Source organism: Haloferax sp. Atlit-4N (assembly GCF_003383025.1).
GTDB classification, from domain to species: Archaea; Halobacteriota; Halobacteria; order Halobacteriales; family Haloferacaceae; genus Haloferax; species Haloferax gibbonsii.
In genome coordinates, this window is record NZ_PSYY01000001.1 from 1,241,868 (window position 1) to 1,264,574 (window position 22,707).

At 66.8% G+C, this 22,707-nt stretch carries 22 protein-coding genes and 1 pseudogene; 14 read left to right on the top strand and 9 right to left on the bottom strand.

The window, feature by feature from the left end:
- Positions 1 to 99: 99 nt before the first annotated feature.
- The 8 genes from C5C07_RS06505 to C5C07_RS06540 all read left to right on the top strand — a co-directional run bounded on the left by C5C07_RS06505 (position 100) and on the right by C5C07_RS06540 (position 8,117).
- Positions 100 to 1,542 (top strand): flagella accessory protein C, encoded by a 1,443-nt coding sequence (locus tag C5C07_RS06505; RefSeq protein ID WP_231608302.1) that lies wholly within the window; start codon positions 100 to 102, stop codon positions 1,540 to 1,542.
- The gene (locus tag C5C07_RS06510; RefSeq protein ID WP_008092920.1) at positions 1,526 to 1,963 is read left to right on the top strand and encodes a fla cluster protein FlaF; all 438 of its coding nucleotides are present in this window, start codon (positions 1,526 to 1,528) and stop codon (positions 1,961 to 1,963) included. The genes C5C07_RS06505 and C5C07_RS06510 overlap by 17 nt, the downstream gene beginning before the upstream one ends.
- On the top strand, positions 1,964 to 2,413 hold the full coding sequence (locus tag C5C07_RS06515; RefSeq protein WP_050458939.1) for a CARDB domain-containing protein: 450 nt from the start codon (positions 1,964 to 1,966) through the stop codon (positions 2,411 to 2,413).
- Positions 2,410 to 3,159 (top strand): ATPase domain-containing protein, encoded by a 750-nt coding sequence (locus tag C5C07_RS06520; protein ID WP_004970800.1) that lies wholly within the window; start codon positions 2,410 to 2,412, stop codon positions 3,157 to 3,159. The genes C5C07_RS06515 and C5C07_RS06520 overlap by 4 nt, the downstream gene beginning before the upstream one ends.
- Positions 3,160 to 4,824: a type II/IV secretion system ATPase subunit gene (locus C5C07_RS06525; RefSeq protein ID WP_004977357.1), complete on the top strand. Its 1,665-nt coding sequence runs from the start codon at positions 3,160 to 3,162 to the stop codon at positions 4,822 to 4,824.
- 4 nt (positions 4,825 to 4,828) lie between these two features.
- Positions 4,829 to 6,571, top strand: coding sequence for an archaellar assembly protein FlaJ (gene flaJ / locus C5C07_RS06530; RefSeq protein WP_004977356.1), 1,743 nt, complete (start codon positions 4,829 to 4,831; stop codon positions 6,569 to 6,571).
- A 95-nt stretch (positions 6,572 to 6,666) separates the two neighbouring features.
- Positions 6,667 to 7,680 carry a CheF family chemotaxis protein gene (locus C5C07_RS06535; protein ID WP_193363464.1) on the top strand — a complete coding sequence of 338 codons (1,014 nt, stop codon included), beginning with the start codon at positions 6,667 to 6,669 and terminating at the stop codon, positions 7,678 to 7,680.
- A 74-nt stretch (positions 7,681 to 7,754) separates the two neighbouring features.
- Entirely contained in the window at positions 7,755 to 8,117 is a 363-nt protein-coding gene (locus tag C5C07_RS06540; protein ID WP_050458940.1) for a hypothetical protein, read from the top strand.
- Between the two features lie 57 nt (positions 8,118 to 8,174).
- Here C5C07_RS06540 and C5C07_RS06545 read toward each other — a convergent pair whose 3' ends face one another.
- The 4 genes from C5C07_RS06545 to C5C07_RS06560 are packed head-to-tail and all read right to left on the bottom strand — an operon-like array spanning position 8,175 to position 13,215.
- Positions 8,175 to 9,041: a CheF family chemotaxis protein gene (locus tag C5C07_RS06545; RefSeq protein ID WP_004977353.1), complete on the bottom strand. Its 867-nt coding sequence runs from the start codon at positions 9,039 to 9,041 to the stop codon at positions 8,175 to 8,177.
- A 3-nt stretch (positions 9,042 to 9,044) separates the two neighbouring features.
- The gene (locus tag C5C07_RS06550) at positions 9,045 to 9,887 is read right to left on the bottom strand and encodes a protein-glutamate O-methyltransferase CheR (RefSeq protein ID WP_050458941.1); all 843 of its coding nucleotides are present in this window, start codon (positions 9,885 to 9,887) and stop codon (positions 9,045 to 9,047) included.
- Positions 9,887 to 12,112: a chemotaxis protein CheA gene (locus C5C07_RS06555; protein WP_115804756.1), complete on the bottom strand. Its 2,226-nt coding sequence runs from the start codon at positions 12,110 to 12,112 to the stop codon at positions 9,887 to 9,889. The genes C5C07_RS06550 and C5C07_RS06555 overlap by 1 nt, the downstream gene beginning before the upstream one ends.
- 2 nt (positions 12,113 to 12,114) lie before the next feature.
- Positions 12,115 to 13,215, bottom strand: coding sequence for a chemotaxis response regulator protein-glutamate methylesterase (locus C5C07_RS06560; protein WP_050459899.1), 1,101 nt, complete (start codon positions 13,213 to 13,215; stop codon positions 12,115 to 12,117).
- A gap of 249 nt (positions 13,216 to 13,464) precedes the next feature.
- Between C5C07_RS06560 and C5C07_RS06565 the strand changes: the two genes are divergently transcribed.
- On the top strand, positions 13,465 to 13,938 hold the full coding sequence (locus C5C07_RS06565) for a chemotaxis protein CheW (protein WP_042662095.1): 474 nt from the start codon (positions 13,465 to 13,467) through the stop codon (positions 13,936 to 13,938).
- A 39-nt stretch (positions 13,939 to 13,977) separates the two neighbouring features.
- Here the strand turns inward: C5C07_RS06565 and C5C07_RS06570 are convergent, their stop codons facing one another.
- Positions 13,978 to 15,327, bottom strand: coding sequence for an MFS transporter (locus C5C07_RS06570; RefSeq protein WP_115804758.1), 1,350 nt, complete (start codon positions 15,325 to 15,327; stop codon positions 13,978 to 13,980).
- A 127-nt stretch (positions 15,328 to 15,454) separates the two neighbouring features.
- On the opposite strand from C5C07_RS06570, the gene C5C07_RS06575 reads away from it, so the two are divergent.
- Both C5C07_RS06575 and C5C07_RS22420 read left to right on the top strand, forming a co-directional pair.
- A complete protein-coding gene (locus C5C07_RS06575) occupies positions 15,455 to 17,047 on the top strand; it encodes a uracil-xanthine permease family protein (RefSeq protein WP_050458944.1) in 1,593 nt (530 codons plus the stop codon).
- Between the two features lie 62 nt (positions 17,048 to 17,109).
- Positions 17,110 to 17,222, top strand: a pseudogene (locus tag C5C07_RS22420) (plastocyanin/azurin family copper-binding protein); the annotation flags it as partial.
- Between the two features lie 21 nt (positions 17,223 to 17,243).
- On the opposite strand, the gene C5C07_RS21625 reads toward C5C07_RS22420, so the two are convergent.
- Together C5C07_RS21625 and C5C07_RS06580 are read right to left on the bottom strand one after the other, a co-directional pair.
- A complete protein-coding gene (locus C5C07_RS21625; protein ID WP_008092934.1) occupies positions 17,244 to 17,381 on the bottom strand; it encodes a hypothetical protein in 138 nt (45 codons plus the stop codon).
- Positions 17,382 to 17,461: 80 nt separating this feature from the next.
- A complete protein-coding gene (locus tag C5C07_RS06580) occupies positions 17,462 to 18,676 on the bottom strand; it encodes a mechanosensitive ion channel family protein (RefSeq protein ID WP_115804759.1) in 1,215 nt (404 codons plus the stop codon).
- Between the two features lie 96 nt (positions 18,677 to 18,772).
- Between C5C07_RS06580 and C5C07_RS06585 the strand changes: the two genes are divergently transcribed.
- The 3 genes from C5C07_RS06585 to C5C07_RS06595 all read left to right on the top strand — a co-directional run bounded on the left by C5C07_RS06585 (position 18,773) and on the right by C5C07_RS06595 (position 20,205).
- Positions 18,773 to 19,267, top strand: coding sequence for a metal-dependent hydrolase (locus C5C07_RS06585; protein ID WP_004977344.1), 495 nt, complete (start codon positions 18,773 to 18,775; stop codon positions 19,265 to 19,267).
- 77 nt (positions 19,268 to 19,344) lie between these two features.
- Positions 19,345 to 19,926 (top strand): peroxidase-related enzyme, encoded by a 582-nt coding sequence (locus tag C5C07_RS06590; RefSeq protein WP_050458946.1) that lies wholly within the window; start codon positions 19,345 to 19,347, stop codon positions 19,924 to 19,926.
- Positions 19,927 to 20,010: 84 nt separating this feature from the next.
- A complete protein-coding gene (locus tag C5C07_RS06595) occupies positions 20,011 to 20,205 on the top strand; it encodes a cold-shock protein (RefSeq protein ID WP_004967996.1) in 195 nt (64 codons plus the stop codon).
- 139 nt (positions 20,206 to 20,344) lie between these two features.
- On the opposite strand, the gene C5C07_RS06600 is transcribed toward C5C07_RS06595, so the two are convergent.
- A complete protein-coding gene (locus C5C07_RS06600) occupies positions 20,345 to 21,841 on the bottom strand; it encodes a cryptochrome/photolyase family protein (RefSeq protein WP_004977340.1) in 1,497 nt (498 codons plus the stop codon).
- 49 nt (positions 21,842 to 21,890) lie between these two features.
- Positions 21,891 to 22,685, bottom strand: coding sequence for a creatininase family protein (locus C5C07_RS06605; RefSeq protein ID WP_004977339.1), 795 nt, complete (start codon positions 22,683 to 22,685; stop codon positions 21,891 to 21,893).
- Positions 22,686 to 22,707 lie beyond the last annotated feature (22 nt).

Here is a 22,707-nt window from a genome sequence, read left to right on the forward strand (position 1 = left end):
TCCGTCGGACCGCCCCGGCCGGTCCGCCGCTCGGCCGGGTGACAGGCCGTCGCTCGAACGAAGCGCCCCGCGAACGGTACGGAGGTGCTCGCTGCGAGCATGATGGAGTGGCAGAACGACGAAGACACGGCTGACGCCGGGGACGAAACGGAGACGGAAGAACAACACATGTCATCAGACGATGGACTTGGATTCGAGGAGGGGATAGACGACCTCTCCGACGAGTTTGGTGACTTCGGCGACGACCTCGACGACGGATTCGACGATGACGATTTCGGCGGATTCGACGACGACAACAGCGAGGAACTCGCAGAGCTCGAAGATCGCGTCGGCGAACTCGAGAACGAAGTAAGCGCCATCTCGTCGGGGATGAACACCGTCCGCGAAGAGAACAAACAGATCGGTGAGACCGTCGAAGAGCTCGACGACACGATTCGCAAACTGCTCGACATCTACGAGATGGTCACCCGCGGCATCAACCCGTTCGTCGACGACGCCCGCGAGATGGGCGGCCTCGACGGCGGCGGAGCGTTCGGGCTCTTCGAGGCGGAAGCCGAGGACGAAGAGCACCTCGACCCCGAGGTGGCGAACGCCGACGCCGAGTCGTTCTTCGACGACGACTTCGGCGAACTCGACGCCGAGGAGGGCGCGAAGGAAGCGGAACTCGCCGCGGAAGACGAACTCGCGGAAGCGGAGCGCGAGAGCCCCGCGGACGCCCTCGACGACGGCGACGAAGAGGCCGACGAAGCCGACGAAGCCGACGACTCGGGTGCCGCGGGCGGCGCGAGTTTCGACGACCTCAAAGAGCAGTACGAGGAGGGCGGTGGCTGGGACGAAGAAGACGAAGCGGAGGCGAACGAAGCAGAGGCGGACGAAATGGAGGCGGACGACGCCGAAACGGACCTCGCCGACGCGGCGGTCGACCTCGAAGACGGGTTCGAAGACGAGCCGGTCGGCGGCATCGAAGACGAGTTCGAAGCGGTCGCCGACGAGGCCGACGAGACCGACGACCCGAGCGACGAACCATCAGAGCCCGAACACGAACCCGAGGTCGAAGACGCCGACGGTGACGTCCGCAAGACGCTCGACGAGCTAGAGGCGGAGTACGCCACGGCGGCGATGGCCAAAGACGAGCTTTCGGACGACGACGAGGACGACGCGGCCGCCGAACCCGAGCCGTCCGCGGCGGTCGAGGAGTCCGACGCCTACCTGGCGGCTCTCCCGTCGAACTACGTCTCCGAGGTACTCGTCCTCGAATGGGTCGAACACCTCGTCGCGGTCGGCGGCGCGCTCGGCGCGTCGCGCGCGCTCCGCCAGTATCGGGAGCAGGACTGGATATCGCGCGCCGTCGAGAGCGAACTGAACGCCCACGTCGGACAGATTGCGCCGTCGGTCGCTGACGCCGACGGGGGCGAACTCCGCATCGACGACCACCAGACGAGCCTCGCGTACGTCTGCCGGCTCGCGGAGGACGTCCCGCGGGGCCAACTGTACGAGGAGTTAGTCGCCTACGGGAGGAGATTCGATGGGATTCGGTGTTAGCGGCTCGACCGCCGTCATCTTCCTCGGCGTCCTCGTCGCCACGGGGACGCTGTACACAGCGACGTCGAACGCGTCGGAGAACGTTCTCGAAGCGCAGGACGCCGACGCGGAGCGGGCCCTCGAACGGACGAACACGGACATCGCCGTCACGAACGCGACCTACGACGCGGGCAACGAGAGCCTCACGGTGAACCTGACGAACGCCGGCTCGGAGACGCTCTCGGTGAGCGAGACCACCCTGCTCGTCGACAACACCTACGTCGACGTGCCGGCGGCCAACGCGACCGTCGACGGCGACGCCGGAACCGACCTCTGGTACGCCGGCGAGAACCTCAGTCTCGTCGTCGACGCCGACCCCACGCCCGCACGCGTGAAAGTGGTCACCGGAAGCGGCGTCGCCGCCACGGGGGCGGTGAACTAAATGGCAGACATCTCCGTTCCGAGCCTCATCCTGTTCATCGCCAGTATCGTCGTCGCCGCCGGCGTCTCGGGCGTCCTCATCGACACCGTGACCGGCATCAGCAGTTCGCTCGACGAGCGCGGCGGCGACGTGAGCACGGAGATCAGAACCGACATCGAAGTCATAAGCGACCCGCAGGCGGGTGTCTACGACGGCGCGAACGACAACCTCTCGGTATACGTCAAGAACACCGGCCTCAGGACGCTCCCGGCGACCAGCGGCGGCTTCGATATCATCGTCGGTGGACAGTATCAGACCAACGTCACGGTGAACGTCGTCGACGGCACCGAGTGGCGGCCGAGCAACGTCATCGAACTCACGGTGACGGACATCGCGTTGAGCTCGGGCGACTACCGGATGACCGTCGTCGTCGACGGTGACGAAGAGGTGTTCGAATTCCGCGTATCATGAGCAGTCAATTCTCTCTCGGGCTATCCGGGCACGACCGTCTCGAAAAGGAACTCGGCGGCGGCATCCCCAAGGGTGCAATCGTCCTCATCGAAGGGGACTACGGCGCCGGAAAAAGCGTGCTGTCGCAGCGATTCAGCTACGGCTTCTGCGACGAGGAAACGGTGGTGACGCTCGTCTCGACCGAGCTGGGCGTCCGCGGCTTCCTCGACCAGATGCACTCGCTTTCGTACGACATCGTCAAGCATCTGCTCGACGAGCGAATCCTGTTCTTACAGGCCGAAATCGACAGCAGCGGCGCGCTCTCCGGCGGCAGCAGCCAGAAGGAGCGCAAGCAGCTCCTCCGCCGGCTGATGGACGCCGAGACGCTCTGGGACGCCGACGTCATCATCATCGACACGTTCGACGCCATCCTGCGCAACGACCCGCAGTTCGAGGCGCTGGTCCGGCAGAACGACGAGCGGCAGGCCGCCCTCGAAATCATCTCGTTTTTCCGCGAGCTGACGACGAAGGGCAAGACCATCATCATCACCGTCGACCCGTCGTCGGTCGACGAGGGCTCTATCGGCCCGTTCCGCTCTATCGCCGACGTCTACTTCGAACTGGAGATGGTGGAGGTCGGAAACGACGTCCGACGGAACATCTTCGTGAAGCGCTTTGCGGGGATGGGCCAGCAGGTCGGCGACCGCGTCGGCTTCTCGGTCCGGTCGGGAATCGGGCTCGTCATCGAATCGAGGAGCGTGGCGTAGATGGCGAGCGAACACGGCTCCGCCAGGCTGTCGGACGACCTCAAGCGCCTCGCGATGCAGTGGCCGCACCTGCGGGACCACCTCAAGCGGTTCCGACAGATCACCGGCGAGTTCCCGATGCTCGTCGACGAGCCGGGCGACTACGAGTCCCGGCGTCCGAACATCATCTACCCGCTGGGCGGCCCCGTGTTCTGCCAGGTGTACGGCAACTTCGGCGAGACGACGAAGTACTACACCATCGAACCCGAGATGGACGACGACGAGCTCGAGGTGTTCGGCCGGGTCAAGGACAAACTGCTCGAACGCAGCGTCTCGAAGCCGGCGCCCGAAGAAAGCGCCGACTACGAAGAGCGCATCGAGGAGTTGCTCTCCGAAATCGTCCACATCGAGGGCGACGACCGCGGGCCGCTCGGCTCGGTTGCCAAGCGGCTCGACGTGGCCGGCATCGAGGTCTCCCAGACGACCTACGACAAGATACAGTACCGACTCGTCCGCGACATCGTCGGCCTCGGGCCGCTCGAACCCATCATGCGCGACCCGGAGAACGAGGACATTCACGTCATCGGCCCCAGCCAGGTCGACGTCGACCACGGGACGTTCGGCCTGCTGGAGACGAGCGTCGAGTTCGACAGCACGGAGCAGTTCGATAACTGGCTCCGCAACATGGGCGAACGCATCGGCGACCCCGTCTCCGACGCCCACCCCATCGTGGACTCCACGCTCCCCGACGGCTCGCGTATCAACATCATCTACTCCGACGACGTGTCGCTGAAGGGGTCGTCGCTCACCATCCGTCAGGGCGACGACGTGCCGCTTTCGGTGTTCCAAATCGCCAAGTGGGGGACGCTCTCGCCCGAACTGGCCGCGTACCTCTGGATCGCGCTGGAGAACGAACGCACTATCTTCGTGGTCGGTGAGACGGCGTCGGGGAAGACGACGACGCTCAACGCCATCCTCTCGTTCATCCCGCAGGACTCGAAGATATACACCGCGGAGGACACCGCCGAGGTGCTCCCGCCGCACGACACGTGGCAGCAACTCCTCACCCGCGAGGGACGCGGCTCCGACTCCGAAGTCGACATGTTCGACCTCGTCGCGGCCGCGCTGCGCTCTCGCCCCGACTACATCATCGTCGGGGAGGTCCGTGGTGAGGAGGGTCGCATGGCGTTCCAGGCGGCCCAGACCGGTCACCCGGTGATGCTCACGTTCCACGCGTCCGACATCGTCTCCATGATTCAGCGCTTCACCGGCGACCCCATCAACGTCCCCGAGACGTTCATGGACAACTGCGACATCGCGCTGTTCCAGAACCGCGTCCGCCGGGGCAACGACATCCTCCGCCGGGTGACGAGCGTGCAGGAAATCGAGGGCTACTCGAAGGAGATGGGCGGCGTCGTCACCCGCGAGGCGTTCTACTGGGACCCCGTCCAAGACGAGATTATCTTCCAGGGGATGAACAACTCCTTCATCATGGAACAGAAGGTCGCGACGCTCCTCGGTTACGACGACACGCGGAAGATATACGACGACATCCAGTTCCGCGCCGAACTCGTCCGCCGGGCGATTCAGGAGAACGTCCTCGGCTACCACGAGGTGAACGAACTCATCGAGGACTACCAGCGCGACGGCGTCGAGGGACTGCCGTTCGACATGGCGAGGGTGTAACGACATGGCAGGGGAACAGAGCGCGTCGATGCAGGCGGTGCAGGTTCGGGACTTCATCAGCGACATCATCGAGTCCTACGAGAAGATGCCGATGGCGCTGCCGCGGTACCTGCTCGCGGTGCTCGGCCCCGCCATCGTGTTCTTCATGCTCTCTCTGGCCGGCGCCATCGCGCTCCCGCTTCCCCTCCTCGTCCGCATTCCCGTGTTCCTCCTCGGGGTGTTGCTGTTGGGCGGGGCCGTCCTCTACCCGCGCCTCCTCGTCGAGCAGACGCGCCGCAGTCTGGAGAACCAACTCCACCTTCTCATCACGCACATGACCGTGCTCTCGACGACGAACATCGACCGCGTCGCCGTGTTTCGAACGCTCGCGCGCGAGGAGGAGTACGGCGAGCTAGCGACCGAGATGAACCGCATCGTCCAGCTCGTCGACGCGTGGAACCAGTCGCTCGACGACGCCTGTCAGCGCCGGGCCCGAGAGGTCCCGTCGAAGCCCCTCGCGGACTTCCTCGACAGGCTCGCGTACTCCATCAACGCCGGCCAGAGCATCGACGACTTCCTCCTCGGCGAGCAGAACGCGATGATTCAGAAGTACATCACCGTCTACGAGAGCGCCCTCGGGAACCTGGAGGTCATGAAGGACCTCTATCTCTCGATGATTCTGTCGATGACCTTCGCCATCATCAACGCCATCGTCCTCCCCATCCTGACCGGGACCGACGCGACGATGACCATCGGCGCGGTCATCGTGCTCTTCGTCTTCGTGCAGTTGGGGTTCTACTTCGTCATCCGGACGATGTCGCCGTACGACCCGCTGTGGTTCCACCAGCGCGAGTACCGGACGAAGGCGGACCGGCAGATAGACATCACCCTGTACGGCGCGGTCGGTCTCTCTATCACGATGGTGCTCGTGCTCGCGTTGGGCACGTTCAACCTGACCGTCGTCGGCGAGACGGTCCGGCCCATCATGATGGAACTCCCGATTCCGCTCCTCATTTCGACGCCGCTGACGCCGCTTGCGGTCCCCGGCATCGTCGCGCGCCGCCACGAGAAACGCATCGGCGAGCGCGACGAGGAGTACCCCGGGTTCATCCGCGCGCTCGGGGCGTCCGAGACGGCGAAACAGAGCACGACCACGGCCGTCCTGAAGACGCTCAAGACGAAGGACTTCGGCGTCCTTTCGCGGGAGATATCGCGGCTGTACACGCGGCTTCGGATGCGGCTCGACCCCGACCGGTCGTGGTTCTTCTTCACCGCGGAGACGAACTCCTACCTCGTCCAGAAGTTCTCCGAGATGTACAACGTCGGCCGGTCGATGGGTGGCAAACCGAAGCTCCTCGGCGAGCTCATCAGCCGTAACATGAACGAGATAATCAAGCTCCGCCGACAGCGAAAGCAGTCGACGGTCACCCTCATCGGCGTCCTCTACGGCATCACGGCCTCGGCGTCGTTCGCGTTCTTCATCGGACTGGAAGTCGTCGAGATTCTGGCGTCCTTCTCGACGCAGATGAACCTCGACAGCCTCCAGTTCGGGACGCTCATCTACGCCGGCGTCTACGACGTGCCCTTCATCGAGTACATGCTGACGCTCATCATCCTGTTTAACGCCCTCCTGTCGTCGCTCATGATTCGGATGGTCGACGGCGGACACAAGGCGAACGCCTACCTGCACTTCGTGATGCTCGTCTGGGTGGGCTCCCTGATGGCGGTCGCCACCTCGTCGCTCGCAGGAGCGCTGATTAGTATATGACTGAAGACGGACAACAGACCCGAGATTCGATGCCAGACGCGGCAGGCGAACAGACCCCACAGGAGGCCCGTTCCCGCGCGCCCGAGGGGGGCGACGTGGCGAAAAGCGACCTCCTACAGGCGTACCGCCGGAAGAAGTCCGAACCGTCGGACGAACGCGAAGAAAAAGAGCGGGCGCGCTCGAAGAGACAGACGGAAAAACAGACCAGCGACGGCGAGTCCATCGTCGTCGACTTCGTCGCCAACTTCGTCGCCGGCGGCAACGCCTCGTTCGAGCCCGTCAAGGGGCGCGTCCTGATGAGCCAGCGCCGGCTCATCCTCGCCACGTCGAAGGCCAAGACCGTCATCCCCATCACCTCCATCTTCGACATCGCCGTCGGACAGGTCCCCCCGGAGGTCGAGGAGTTCTTCGACTACACGGTGATGGTCGGCTACATCATCGGTCGCCAGCGCCGGACGACCGTCATCGGCGGCGACCGAGATACCATCGAGAAGTTCTCGCTGTTGCTGTTCCGCGCGGCGCTCAACGGCTCGCGCGCGCAGGTCACCCACCCGGCCCGCATCGGCGGGCGCGTCCTCGACACGGAGCGACAACCCTCCGGGCTCCACCTCGACTACGAGGCCGTCACGTTCCCCGACGACGACGGCCCACTCACGGAGAACGGCGACCCGTTCCACATCGACCTCGCGAGCGTCATCTTCTTCGAGGTGCTCGAACGGACCGTCGACGGCGAAAAGCGGCTGGTGCTTTCGGTCCAGCACGTCAAGCAGGGCCAGACGGTCACCTCCGAGATAACGCTCGACTCGCGACGGAAGATGAACATCCTCGGGCGCTACCTCCGACTCGTCTACCACTGGATAAAGTCCGGCGTCCGCAACGTCGAGGTCACGGAACAGGGCCTCGAAGTCCTCGTCGGACTGTACTCCGCCGGCGAGATGGCCGCGGAAGTCGACTTCAGCGAACTCCTCGGCGTCGAAGAGGCAGTCCTCGACGCGGAACTGGAGAAGCTCCACGAGGAGGAACTCATCGGCGACGACGAGCTTCCGACCTCGCTGACGCCGCAGGGGCGGTTCGTCGTCAACGAGGAAATCGAAGACGTGAACGTCTGAAGCTGTTTTCCGGCGGAACCGGTGCCGTCCGGTAGTTGCGAAGAACTATCAGCCCTTCAACCAATTCTGTCACTATGCGGACGCGGACTTCGGCGCTCGTCGGACTGGGAATCGGAAGTGCGGTCAGCTACTCCTTCGGCTTCCGACACGGCAACGCGTTGGTCGGCGTCACCCTGCTTCTCACGTACACAATCGCTGGCTTCGGGTTCGTTGCCTTTCCCGCGTACCGCTGGCGGTGGTCCGGGCCGAACGACCACTTCTGGTACACGATAATCGGGGTCTTGAGCGCTCTGTTACCGATTCTTGCGATTCACGGTCTAGGCTTCGAACCCGGCGAGCGCGTGCGGGGCATCGTTCTCTTAGCCGGGGTCTGGTTGGGAGGCGTCTACGCCGGAATCGCGCTCGAACGCGCCTCGCGGCGCGCGAGCGACGACTGACGAGCGCGACGCGTCGCTCTCCGTCCGGCGACTGCGCCGCGAAAAACCGAGTGCTGACTACTGTTCGTTGATGGCGTCGGAGGCGATGCTGCGGCCGCGGGCGTTGAGCTGCACCTCGTGACGGACGCGAATCTCCTCGACGACGTTGTGGTCGATGAGCCGCTGAAAGAGCTCCTCGACTTCGTCCACGTCGAGGCCGAGGAAGCTGGGGATGTCGAACGGGGAGACGCCGGAGTACAGCGCCGTGAGGACCTGTTTGTCCGTCTCGCTCAGCTCGATAGAGGTCTCCGAAAGCTCCTCGCCCTCGCGGAGGAGCGTGTAGAGGAAACTGACGGCGCGGTCGGAGCCGGAGATGTACGTCTGGAGGCTCGTCCCCTCGTCGTCGGAGTGTTCGACCTCGATGACGCTCCGGTGTTCGTCGACGATGGTCCGCTCGCCGGTCTTCACGTCGCCGATGTCGTCGAGGCGGACCTCGACGAACTTGCCGCCGACGGTCGCCATGCTCACGGCCTCCGCTTCGACTTTGAGCCGGGACTTTTCCCACTCGGTGTTCTGGACGACGCCGCCGGCGACTGCGGGATGTCGCGCGAGGAACTGCTCGGTGTTGAGGAGCGCCCCGAAGAAGTCCGTCTCGAACTCGTCGTAGTCGACGGGCGCGAGCAGGACGACGCCCGACGGGATGTGGACGCTGAAGTAGTCGGAGACGGTCGCGATGCGCTGGTTCACGTCGTACCGGCCGCCGAACTCCTGTATCTTCGAGAGCTGAATCGTCCGCTTGCCGCCCGTGCCCGCGAGGATGAGCCGCCTGTTCGAAAGCAGGATTCGGCCGCTCGTCCAGTCGACGTCGTGTATCTCCCGGCCGTTCTTGATGACTTGGAGGAACCGCCCGCGGGTGTCTCCGAGTTTTTGCTCACCGGGTTTCATCGCTCACCTCCCGACCGCGGCGTCGCTCGCGCGGTAGATGCGGAGTCGTTTCTCGACGGGGTCGAACTGCTGTCTACACGTCGGCGGGATGGTCTCTGTCATACCGATGGTGAGGTACCCGTCCGGCTTCAGCGCGGAGCCGAGCGTCTCGAAGACCGCCCGCTTCGACTCGGCGTTGATGTAGATGAACAGGTTCCGGCAGACGACGAGGTCGAACGTCCCCGGCGGCTCCTCGCGGATGAGGTCGCGTCGCTCGAAGCGGACCATGTCGGTGACGGCGTCTTTCACCCGGAAGGTGTCGTCGTCGCGGTCGACGAAGCGCTCCCAGCGGCCGATGGGGTCGAGCTGTTCGCCCACGTCGTTCGTCTCGGAGGCGCGGTACTCGCCCGCCCTGGCGGCGCGGAGAATCTCGCGTTTGATGTCCGTGCCGACGATTTCGATGCGGCGCTCGTCGACGCGGTCGTCGTCGTGGGCGAGCATCGCCAGCGAGTAGGCCTCGCGGCCGTCCGAGCAGGCCGCGCTCCATATCTTGATGGGGTCGTGGCGGCTCCCCCGCGAACTCAGGTCGCGGAGCACCCCGCGGAGCGCCTCCCACACCTCGGGATTGCGGAAGAAACTCGTGACGTTGACCGACAGCGCGTCGAGGAGCGCCTGCTGTTCTTCCTCGTCGTCGGTGAGGAGGTCGTGGTACGACCCGTAGTCGTCGACGCGTCGCCGCCGCATCCGCGCGGAGATTCGGCGGTCGAGGTAGGCGTCGTTGTACGAACTCGTCTGGAACTGCAGGGAGTCTTCGATGTAGTCCAAGAGCCGGCCGAACGCCGGGTCGTCGGTCGCCGACGAGGGCATCAGTCGGCCGCCTCCTCGGCGGTGTCGGGGAGCTGGCTCGGGTCGAACTCGCGCATCGCCTGTTGGCCGTCGGCGGGGAGTTCGAGCGTCGAGACGTCCAGAATCGGGATGACGTTGCCGTCGCCGATGACGGCCGTTCCCGACAGCCCGCCGACGCCCGACAGCGGTCCTTGCAGGGGCGTCACGACGACTTCCTCCTGTTTCGTCACGCCGTCGCAGTGGAGCGCGACCTGCCTGTCGTCGGGACGGATGCGAACCACCATGCCGTCGTCGGGTTCGGGCGAGTCGATTTCGAGCGCCTCGCGGAGCCGAATCAGCGGGAAGATGGTCTCCTCGTGGACGATGACCTCCGCGCCGCTGACCGTCTGGACGCGGTCGCGCCGGCTTATCTCGTCGATGTACTTGATGGGGACGCCGAACTCGCGGTCTTCGACCTGCACGAAAAGCACCTTGATGATGGCGACCGACACCGGCAGCCGGATGTTGAACGTGCTTCCCTCGCCGGGTTCGCTCTCGACCGACACCGAGCCGTCGAGCGATTCGACGGTCGTCTTCACCACGTCCATGCCGACGCCGCGGCCGGACACGTCCGTGATTTCGTCGTTGGTCGAAAAGCCGGGGTGGAAGATGTAGTCGTACACCTCGCTGTCGGGCATCTGGTTCACCTCCTCGCGGGTCGCAACGCCCTTGTCGACGGCCTTCTCGCGGACGGCGTCGGCGTCGATACCGCCGCCGTCGTCCTCGACGGTCACGATGACGGTGTCGTGTTGGCGGCGCGCGGAGAGCCTGATGGTCCCCGTGCGGGACTTGCCGTTTTCCTCGCGCACGTCGGGTGCTTCGATGCCGTGGTCGACGGCGTTCCGGAGGACGTGCATCAGCGGGTCGGAAATCTCGTCGAGGATGGTGCGGTCGAGTTCGATGTCCGCGCCCTCGACCTTGAACGAGACGCGTTTGTCCTGCTCGCGGGCGAGGTCGCGCACGAGCCGGGGGAACTTGTCGAACACCTTCTTCAGCGGGATGAGCCGCATGTCCATCACGGTGTTCTGGAGGTTCGAGGATATCTTGTCCAGTTCGTCGAGCGTGTCGAGCGCGGTCGTCTGGCCCACGTCGATGGCGTTTCTGAGCTTGATGCGGCTCGTGACCAACTGCTCGACGAGCTCGTGGAGTTCGTCGAGCTGGTCGACGTCCACGCGGACGGACTTGACCGCGGAGATGGAGCGTGCCTCCTTTTTCTTCTCCGTGCCGGACTCCGATTCTTCGTCGCTCTCGGTCGACTCGGCCTCGTCGGCGTCTCCTTCGCTCCCGTCGTCGACGCTGGGTGCGTCGTCGGACGCAGCGTCGCTATCACTGTCACTGTCGACAGCGCCGTCGGCGTCAGTAGACCGGTCGGAGTCGTCCGATGCCGGGGCGTCAACGTCGGCGTCAACCTCCGACTCGGCCGCCGGAGCGTCGTCGGCGTCCGCGGCCTCGTCGCCGGCGGCGAGCGCGTCGGACACGTCGGTCGTCTCGACCGTCGAGACCTTCCAGAGCCCGCCGAGTTCGCTTTCGACGACGGCGGCGTCGCGCTCGGCCACGAACAGGTCGAAGCCGTCGCCGAACTCGCCGTCTTCGATGGCGTCGCGGTTCGGGTTCGCCCCGACCACGTCGAGTTCTTCCGGGATGCTACTGAGGAAGATGCCGGCGTCGACGCCCTTCATCTGGCCCGCGTCGAGTTCGACGTGGGCGTGGGTGAGCGTGGTCGCATCGAGCGCATCGGCGTCGACGCAGTCGGCGGCGAGAGAGTCGAGGTCGACCGACTCGCGGTCGGCCTCGTCAGACGCCGCCGGGTTCGAGTTTCCCGCGTCACCTCCGTCTTCGACGGCGGCGCGAACCTCCTCGACCGTGTCGGTCGGGTCGATGGTGGACTCGCCGTTCTCCTCGATGTCGTGGAGAATCTCCACGATGAGGTCCATCCCGTCGAAGACGAGGTCCATCCGCTCGGCCGTCACGTCGAGTCGCTCGTGGCGAATCTCGTCGAGGAGGTCCTCGACGGCGTGGGCGACCGTCGCGGCGTTGTCGAATCCCATCGCCCCGAAGTTCCCCTTCAGCGTGTGGGCCTGCCGGAAGATGTCGTCGATGGCCTCGGTGTCGTCCGGGTTCGACTCCAGCGACAGCAGGGAGTTGTTCAACTGCGTGATGCTCTCTTCGCTCTCGGTGATGAATGCTTGGTAGAGTTCTTCGTCCATGGTCAGGTAGTGAGCCCGCGGAGTGCTTCGTCTGCGATTCGCCCGTCGGCCGAGACGGTGTCGACACAGCCGGCCTCGATGGCCCGCTTCGGCATTCCGAAGATCGCGGAGGTCGATTCGTCTTGTGCGACCGTGTGGCCGCCCGCCCGCTTGATTCGGGTCATCCCCTCGACGCCGTCGCGGCCCATGCCGGTGAGGAGCACGCCGGCCAGCGGCGCGTCCACCGCCTCCGCGGCCGACGCCATCGTGAGGTCGATAGCCGGTTTGACGCCGTGAAGCGGCTCGTCGTCGGAGAGTTCGAGCCGGAGACGTCCGGCCCGGTCGCCGGTCACGAGGAGGTGGGAACCGCCGGGCGCGATGCGAATCTGCCCGGGGCCGATTCGCTCGCCGTCGCTCGCCTCTTGGACCTCGTAGTCACAGCGGCCGTCGAGCCGAGCCGCAAAGCGCTTCGTGAAGCCGGCCGGCATGTGCTGGACGACCAGCACGCGGAGGCCGGCCTCCTCGGGGAGCGCCGCGAGCAACCGCTCGACGACGTTCGGCCCGCCCGTGGACGCGCCGATAATCAGCGTCGAGCCCTCGGTCGGCAGCGACCCGCTCGTCCCCGAAGACGCCGGTTTCGACCCCGCGGTCGCCGCCGGCTTCGGCTCCGTCTTCGGCGGCCGGGAGCCCCGGCGCGTCGCCGAGAGGTCGACCGCCGCGGCGGACTGAATCTTCTCGACCAGTTCCCGCTTGACGCGGGGCATCTCGGAGGTGACCTCGCCGCCCGGTTTCGTCACGAAGTCGACCGCCCCTCGGTCGAGCGCCTCGAACGTCACGTCGGCGTCCTCCTCGGCGTGCGCCGAGAGCATGAGGACGGGCGTCGGACACTCCTCCATGATGGCCTCGACCGCGTCGAGCCCGTTCATCTCGGGCATCTCGATGTCCATCGTCACGACGTCCGGTCGGTTCGCCTCGACCACCGAAATCGCCTCGCGGCCGTCGGCCGCCTCGGCGACGACCTCGACGTCGGCGTCCTCGAGGAGCGTGCGAATCAGCGTCCGCATGAACCGCGAGTCGTCGACGACGACCGCGCGAGTCGGGTCCGCGCCGGCGGACGCGCTCATCGTCCCCACCCGGCGGTTCCGGGTCGGCGGGAACTCGACGACGCCGAGTGGCCCCCCCGCCGAGGGCTCGGTGGATTCGTTAGTGTGCCGTTTCGTTGACCGCTCATCTACCTCCGAGGTTCGGAAATCGGGTATATAAACACTCGGCGAGGATAATCACGGCTGATAATCGGGTACGTATCTTTATACGCTGAATCTCACCACTCTGAAGCAGACAGGTGGCGGCGGATGTCGCCGCCGGGGATGACCATGCGACAAGATGCAATCACGACCGAGATGAGCGCGGACGAGACCGACGCGGAGGACTCCGCCGAAGAAGTACAGGTGCTGGAATTCCAACTCGGCCCGGAGACGTACTGCGTCGACATCGAGTACGTGAGCGAAATCGTCGACAAGGGCCAGCTCACGGCGGTTCCGAACGCGCCGGACTACGTCGAGGGCGTGATGGACCTCCGCGGGCGGACCACGTCCATCATCAACCCGAAGTCGCTTCTCAGCATCGACGACGAGGGCGAGTCGAAGCGCATCGTCATCTTCGACCCCAACAAGTTCGAAGACGAGGCCGCGACCGGCTGGCTCGTCGACGAGGTGTACCAGGTCGTGCGCGTCTCGATGGACGACGTGGAGGACCCGCCACTCGAAAAAGACGACTCCATCGAGGGCGTCATCAAGCGCGACGGCGACCTCGTCGTCTGGATTTCGCCGGTGCACGCCATCGAGTAGGGACGTCCCGCGACCGGCCCCGCTTTCGTTTTCGAGAACCTAATCGGCGAGCGACTGCTCTCCCGCCGCGACGCCCCGCCCGCCGGTGAGTAACACCACGACGAGCGCACAGCCCACGACGACGCCCGCGAGGCCGAACGCGGCGACGTAGCCGGCGGCGTCGGCGACGAACCCGCCGAGCGCCGACCCGACTCCGCCGCCGAGGCTCGAAAGCGCCGTGTACGCGCCGAGGGCCTCCCCGCGAATCCGGTCGGGCGCGAGTCGCGTCACCATCCCCGTCGCCGTCACCGCGATGACCGCCCACGTGACGCCGATGACGAGGAACGTCGCGCCGAGGGTGACGAGCGCGGTGAGCGCCGCGAACTGCGTGCCGACGACCGCCACCGCCGGGAAGGCGAGTCCGCGAGTCGCCAGCGCGCCGGCCTGGAGGCGACGGGGGTCGTGTCGCGCCGCGAACGCGCCGACCTTCGCGTAGCTCACCGCCGACCCGAGACTCGACAGGACGAACAGGGCGAACACCTCGTCGGCGGTCCGGCCGGAGCCGACGAGGTACGCGGGCAGCGGCCCGAAGAAGACCGAGAAGCCGACGAAAAACAGCGTCGCGGCCGCGAGGTACCGGAGGAGTTCGGGGCTCATCCGCGCCCGGAGGTCGTCGAGGTCGAGGCTCTGGAGCGCCCAGTAGAGCCGCGAGGGACCGTACGGGACCGCGCGGACCGAACGCCCGACGAGGCCGCTCTGCCGGCGGATACTGGCCGACACGCGGGCGAACCGCCGCGCCGACAGCGTCGAGCGCTCGGGGTACCAGACGCGGACGAGGACGGCACCGAGCGCGGCGGCGACCGCGGCCGCGACGAGGAACCGCCGCTGGACCGCGAGCGCGTCGAGACCGAACAGCCGCGGGGCCAGCGCCGACCAGACCGCGCCGACGACGAGGCCGCCGAGCCAGCCGTACCCCTGATAGTGGTTGAGGACGCCGAAGCGGCGGTCCCAGTCCTTCGACGGGACGCCCTCGACGACGATGAGGTTCAACACCGGCGCGGCCGCGGCGACGACGAACCACAACAGGGCGTTGGCGACGAGGACCGCGGCCGGCGACGACACGGTGGCCGTGAGAGAGAGCGCGCCGGCGGTCGCCACGAGCGCGACGAGGATGAACGGTCGCCTGCGCTTCGCGCGGGCGGCCAGCCGGCCCCAGAGCACCGCGCCCGGCGCGCCGGCGAAGGCGGCGGTCGCGGCGATGAGGCCGACGAACAGCGCGTTCGCTCCCAGTTCGATGGCGTACAGCGGGACGACGAGCGACGACGCGCCCACCGCGGCGTAGCCCAGCGCCCACCCGAACAGCCACCGGTCGCGGTTCCCCGTCTTCGAACGTCCGTGTCGGTCGGTCACGCGTCACGAATGAAACCGGTGAAACAAAGTCGTTACCCCCCGAACGCGCGCGAAAAGCAGGACATATATAGTCTGAACAAAATCCTCGGACAACCATGCTCGGGAGCGAACCACCACACACGGGGGGATGGTCGTGACGGACGACTCCTCTCCCTCCTCGTTCGTGCAGTACGGTATCGACGACAAACCACCCCTTCCGACCGCTCTCCTTCTCGGCGCCCAACACTACCTCACCATGGTGGGCGCGAACATCGCCGTCCCCCTCATCCTCGCCGGAGCCCTCGGCATGCCCGCCGACGTGGTGCCGCGGTTCGTCGGGACGTTCTTCGTCGTCTCCGGCATCGCGACGCTGATGCAGACGACGTTCGGGAACCGCTATCCCATCGTGCAGGGCGCGCCCTTCTCGATGCTCGCGCCGGCGCTCGCCGTCATCGGCGTAGCGACGGCGGCCGACCAGTCGGGCGTCGCGTGGCAGAGCGCCCTCTTGCAACTGCAGGGCGCGATTATCGTCGCGGCCGTCGTCGAGGTGTTCGTCGGCTACTTCGGCCTGCTCGGACGTCTCCGAAAGTTCATCTCGCCGGTCGTCATCGCGCCGACCATCGCGCTCATCGGGCTGTCGCTCTTCAACGCCCCGCAGGTCGCGTCGGCGACCAACAACTGGTGGCTCCTCGGCCTGACGCTCGCGCTCATCGTCCTGTTCTCGCAGTACCTCGACACCGCGCACCCGGCGTTCAAGCTGTTCCCGGTGCTGCTCGGCGTCATCGTCTCGTACGTCGTCGCCGCCGGCCTCTCGGTCGCGGGGGTCATCGCCCCCGGCGCGGCGGGCTACGTGAACCTCCAGACGGTCGTCGAGGCCCCGGCGCTCATGACCATCTACCCCCTGCAGTGGGGCTTCGCGGGCGGCGCGGGGACGACGACGGTCGCGCTTCCCGTCGTGGGCTCGGTCGCCTTCGGCATCCCGCAGTTCACGACCTCCTTTATCATCGGGATGCTCGCGGGCGTCGCGGCCTCGATGGTCGAGTCCTTCGGTGACTACCACGCCGTCGCCCGGCTCTCGGGCGTCGGCGCGCCCTCCGAGCGCCGCATCAACCACGGCATCGGCATGGAGGGCGTGATGAACGTCTTCTCGGCCGTCATGGGCGGCAGCGGCTCGACCTCCTACTCCGAGAACATCGGCGCTATCGGTCTCACGGGCGTGGCCTCCCGCTACGTCGTGCAGGTCGGCGCAGTCGTGATGCTCGTCATGGGCTTCGTCGGCTACTTCGGACAGCTCATCGCGACGATTCCCGACCCAATCGTCGGCGGCCTCTACGTCGCCATGTTCGGCCAAATCGTCGCCGTCGGCCTCTCGAACCTGAAGTACGTCGACCTCGACTCCTCGCGTAACGTGTTCATCGTCGGCGTCGCCATGTTCGCCGGCCTCGCCGTCCCCGCCTACATGGGTAACGTCGGGAGCGCGGCGGCGTTCCGCGAGGGGATGCGGCAGGTCGCGCTCGTCGGCCCCGTCCTCGGGACCCAACTCGTCGCCGACACCGTCTTCGTCATCGGTTCGACCGGTATGGCAGTCGGCGGCCTCATCGCCTTCTTCTTCGACAACACCATCGCGGGCACCCGCGCCGAGCGCGGCCTCGAAGAGTGGGAAGACACCGTCGAAGACGACGGCGACTTCGAGTCGGCGCTGGACCGGTTCCGCGGCGACGAGTCGGCGACGGCCGACTGAAGCGAGCGCCGCACAATCTTTTGGACCCGCGTGAAATCGGATTCTCTGCGATAATCAGGCAGGTCTACTCTGGCCAGTCCTACAGCCACACCTTCGAGACGGCCGGCGAACACGCGTACTACCGCGTACCCACGAGGCCGCCGGCATGACGGGTACTATCGTCGTCGAAGAGTAGAATCGTCGTCGAGGAGCGGGCTCAGGTCTCGTCGCGGCCGGTCCGCCCGAGCGCGACGAGCACGAGGTAGCCGACGAACCCGGCGACGAACAGCAAGGCTGGAATCGCGAAGGGACCGAACGTCTCGATGAGCCCGTCCACGGGGCCGAGTTGGAGCATATCCGAGCCACGGCCGCGCCGCGGTTAACGTTCCCGGCGGGCGGTCGTCGCGGGCGTTCGCGGCGGCCGACGCCGGTCGCTCACTCGTCGTAGGCGCTGTCGTCTTCGTCCGTCGTCGCTTCCGCGTCCGCGTCCGCGACTTCGTCGGCCGCGCCCTCGCCCGCCACGTCGGGGGTGCGAGCCGGTTGCCGGACCCCGCCGTTCGAGAGTCCGGCCGCGGGCGACTGCCTGGTCGCCTCGGCGTCGGCCGAGTGGACGTGCACGTCTCGCTGGGGGAACGGAATCCCGATGCCCGCGTCGTTCAGGCGCTTGTATATCTCGCGGTTGAGGTTGTGCGTCGCCTTCCCGCGCTTGAGCGGGCTGTTGACCCAACAGACGAGTTCGTACTCCAGCGCGTCGGGGCCGAACCGGCGGAACCGCGGGCGCGGGCGGGGCGCGTCGAGAACGAGCGGCTCGTCGAGGGCGATATCGGTCAGGAGTTCTTCGAACTCGTCCACGTCGGTGCCGTAGGCGACGCCGACCGGGACCTTCAGCCGGCGGCGGCGGTTCGGCGCGGACTCGTTGATGATTTTCGCGGCGTTGAGCACCGAGTTCGGCACCGTCACGAGCAGTTCGTCGCGGGTGAGAAGCGTGGTCGAGCGGATGCCGACCTTGACGACGGTGCCGGCCTCACCGGAGTCGAGGACGACGTAGTCGCCGATTTTGTAGGTGTCGTCGAAGTACAGCGCGATGCCGCCGAAGAAGTTGGCGACGGTGTCTTTCGCGGCGAAGCCGACGGCGATGCCGGCGATGCCCGCGCCGGCGAAAAGCGGCGTGATTTCGATGCCCCAGATGTACAGCAGCGCGCCGATGGTTCCGACCGAGACGACGATGGTCCAGACGTTCGAGAAGACGGGCGCGAAGTCGTAGCGACTGCCCTTGTCCTTGACCGCCTCGACGAGGCGGTTGACGAGGCGGTTGAGCGCCCACGCCCAGACGACGATGCCGACAGACAGCGACGGCAGGCCGAAGAAGTCGTTGAGCGTCGCCGAATCGACGACGAGCGCCTCGGCGACCGCGGGGGCCCTGGAGAACAGGAAGATACCGGTCAACGAGACGGTGACGACGATGGGCCACCGAAGCTCTTGGACGACGATGTTGTCGAGCGAGGTCTCGGTTCGGCTGGTGTACTGAAACAGGAGGCGGATGACCACCTTCTCCATGACGAACGCGCCGCCGACCGAGATGAGGAGCACGAGGGCCGTCACCTCAAGCGCCGACAGGCCCGAGAGGAACGACGAGAGGTGTTGGCTCATGCCGCGGAAATCGCGGCCACCGGGGATAACGATTGCTCCCCTGACGGTCGCGGAGGCCGAAAGGTTTTGTTCGCCGCGGGCGCGAGGGCACACCAGATGTACCGATTCGGTCACTGGGGCGTCTCGCTCCTCGTGTTCGCCCCCCTCGGCTTCGCGCTCGTGCAGGCCGGCCGCCCGGAACTCGCGTTCGCCGCCGGCGCGGCGATGTGCTGGCTGGCGATGCTCCCCGACTACGACATGCGCGTCCCCGGCATCTCCCACCGCGGGCCGACCCACACGGTCCTGTTTGCGGCCCTCGTCGGCGGCGTCGGCGGCGGCGGCGCGTACCTCCTCGCCAGCAACGCCGGCCAACCCGAGGCCGCGGCGACGGCGCTCGGCGCGTTCGGCTTCGCCGTGGGCGCGCTCACCGTCCTCGCGCACCTCCTGGCCGACGTGCTCACGCCGGCCGGCATCCGCCCCTTGTGGCCGCTTTCGTCCCGGAAGTTCACGCTCTCGTTGTGGACCGCGGACAACACCGTCGCCAACTACGGCCTGTTCGCCGTCGGCGTGTTCGCCGTGGCCGCGGCGGCGTACCTCTCGGTCGCGCTCTGAGCGACCCCGGACTCGGGACGGCGAGCGCCCCTCGAACCTGAGGAATCGTTAAGGTCCGCCCGGGAGAGCGGAGACGCATGGACGACGACGCCATGCGCCGCTTCCCGGTGCCCGACCGCGACGACCTCCCGGACGACCTGCGCGAGCGCATCGACGACGAGACCGAGCGCGCCGGCTTCACCCCGAACGTCTTCGCCGCCTTCGCGTACAAGCCCTCGCACTTCCGGCCCTTTTTCGAGTACCACGACGCCCTCGTCGAGGACACCGACCTCGAACGCCACGAGGTCGAGATGATAATCGTGGCCGTCTCCGGCGTCAACCACTGTTACTACTGCAACGTCGCCCACGGCGCGCTGGTCCGCATCTACGCGAAAGACCCGCTGCTCGCGGACCAACTGGTCGCCAACTACCGCACCGCCGACATCCCCGAGAAGCACAAGACGATGCTCGACGTGGCGGTGAAACTCACCGAGTCGCCCGTCGAGGTCGGCGAGGACGACCTGCAGCGACTCCGCGACGCCGGCTTCTCCGAGGAGGCGGTCTGGGACATCGGCGCGGTCACGGCCTTCTTCAACCTCAGCAACCGCATGGCGATGTTCGCCGACATGCGGCCGAACGAGGAGTTCCACACGCTCGGCCGAGAGCCGCGCGACGACTGACTCGGAGGGTAGTAAACAGTACCACGGTCTGTGGTAGCAATCGGCGGAATCCTTATGGCCGATAGCGGTGCATTTCGACACGCAATGGCGAAAGGTAAGGTTGCATTCTTCAAGTCCTCCGGCGGCTACGGCTTCATCGAGACCGAAGACCACGACGACGACGTGTTCTTCCACATGGAGGACATCGGCGGCCCCGACCTCGAAGAGGGCCAAGAAGTGGAGTTCGACATCGAGCAGGCCGACAAGGGCCCGCGAGCGGTCAACGTCACGCGACTCTGAGTCCGGCGCGTTCCGCCCGACGACGACTCGACAGCGAACAGAGTTCTGCATTTTCACCCCGCCAGCCGCGGCGTTCGCGCCCCGCGGTCGCCGGCCTCGGTCGGGTCGTGGTCGCTCGTCGTCGCTCCGGTCGCTCGCCTCAGAGCGTTCCCGCTCGGCCCATCCGCCGAATCTCGTCGGCCCGCGCCCGGATGGCGTCCCACTCGTCGTCGTCCTTCCGGTCGACGTGGGAGTACATGAGCCCCATCCGGCCCGTTCCCCGGAGGCGTTCTTCGTTCTCCTTCAGGAAGTCCCAGTAGAGCGCGTTGAACGGGCAGGCGTTCTCGCCGGTCGTCTTCGACACCGCGTAGGGACACGACGAGCAGTAGTCGGACATCTCGTTGACGTAGTTCCCCGACGAGGCGTAGGGCTTCGACGAGAGCACGTCGGTGCCGAACGAGCCCATGGCGACCACGTTCGGCGTCGTCACCCAGTGGTACGCGTCGACGAAGCCGAGGTGGAACCAGCGGTCGAGTTCCGCCGGGTCGACCCCGTAGACGAGCGCGAAGTTCGAAAGCACCATCAGGCGCTCGATGTGGTGGGCGTAGCCGCGGTCGCGGACGTGACCCACGGCCTCCGAGAGACAGCGCATGTCCGTCTCGCCGGTCCAGTACGCCTCCGGGAGCGATTCGGTCTGGTCGAGTTGGTTCGCCGCGGCCAGTTCGGGCATCGACCGCCGGTAGACGTGCCGCACGAACTCCCGCCAGCCGAGGACCTGCCGGACGAACCCCTCGGCGCTGTTGAGCGGGGCGTCGCCCGCCTCGTAAGCTTCCTCGACCGCCTCGACCGCCTCGCGCGGGTGGAGCAGGCCGAGGTTGATGGCCGCCGACAGCAGGGAGTGACAGAGCGCCCACTCGCCGTCGACCATCGCGTCCTGATACGGGCCGAACTCGGGAAGGCGGACCTCGACGAAGTGCGACAGCGCCTGCTTCGCCTCCTCGCGCGTCACCGGCCAGACGAACGGTTCTGGCGACCCCCACGCGTCGGGGTAGCGCTCGCGGACGAACCCGATGACCTCGCGCGTCGTCTCGTCCGGTTCGAACCGCGGGGCCTCGGGCGGCGTCCACCCCTCCGGCGGCGTCTCTCGGTTCCGGTCGTCGTAGTTCCACTCGCCGCCGACGGGGCCGTCGCCGTCCATCAGGACGCCCGTCTCCCGGCGGGCGTGTCGGTACCAGTGTTCCTGTCGGTAGGCGTCGGCGTCGCCAGCCCAGTCGTCGAAGTCGGCGGGCGTCGTGAGAAACAGGTCGTTCTCGACGAGCGTGAGCGACCCGCCGCGGGCGGCGACGAGTTCCCGAAGCCGCTCGCCCGCGCCGTGACTGGGCGGGTCCATCGCGACGAGGTCGTCACCCGGCGCGGCGTCGAAGTAGCGGTCGAGCCCCTCGCCGAACGTCTCGGCTTCGACGTAGGTCACCTCGTAACCGCGCTCGCGGAGGTCGTCGCGGAAGTGCCGCATCGCCGAGAAGACGAGCGCGAGCTTCTGGGGGTGGTACGGCAGTCGGTCGCCGAAGGCGTGGGCCTCTATCATCAGCACGCGGTCGTCGGACTGCAGCGGCGCGGCCGACGGGTCGAGTTGGTCGCCGAGGACCCAGACGGTCATAGGCGTCCCTTCGGCGGCGGAGAAAAGAGCGTGTCGGCCAGTCGATTGATTAGCGACGCGAGCCCGGTTGCGGGTCGACGTGCGCGGGCGCGAGCAGGTCCGCAATCGGCTGGTCGTCGAGCCACGACAGCAGGCGGACGAGCTGGTCCGCAGCGGCCTCGAACAGTTCCTCGCCGGCTTCGGGCGACGCGTCGGTCTGGTCGCCGAAGACGCCGTTTCCGGAGTTCTCGACGGCGTCGTAGAACGTCCGCGCGCCGTGTTCGCGGAGGTGGGCGTCGCTCAGGTCCACGACGCCGCCGTCGCGGGCCGAGTCGAGTTCGCCCTCGCGGACGAGGTCGCGGGCGATGTGCATGATCATTGAGGTCTCCTTCGGCCCGCCGTGGGGGCCGGGGTGGTCGAACAGGTCCGTCACGAGGTCCGGAATCGACTCGTCCCACATCCACTCGATGGCGTACATGGTGCCGTCGTCGCGGAGGCGGCGACCGACCTCCCGGAGGTGCTGGACGTTGCCGCCGTGGGCGTTGACGAACACGACCCGGTCGACGCCGTGGTACGCGAGGTTCCGCGTCATCGACTCCACGTAGTCGCGGAACTGCGGCGCGTCCACCCACATGGTCCCGTGGAACTGGCGGTGGTGCGGGCTGACGCCCACGTTGACGGTCGGCGTGCAGAGGTAGCCGGTCCGGTCGGCCGCCTCGCGGGCCAACGCCTCCGCGATGAGGTGGTCTGTGGCGAGCGGGAGGTGCGGGCCGTGCTGTTCCGTCGAGCCGAGGGGGACGACCGCGAGCGACGATTCGGCCACGTAGTCGCCGAGTTCGGGCCACGTCTGGTCCGCGATGTACATGGGCGTCACCAAGCGACGACGC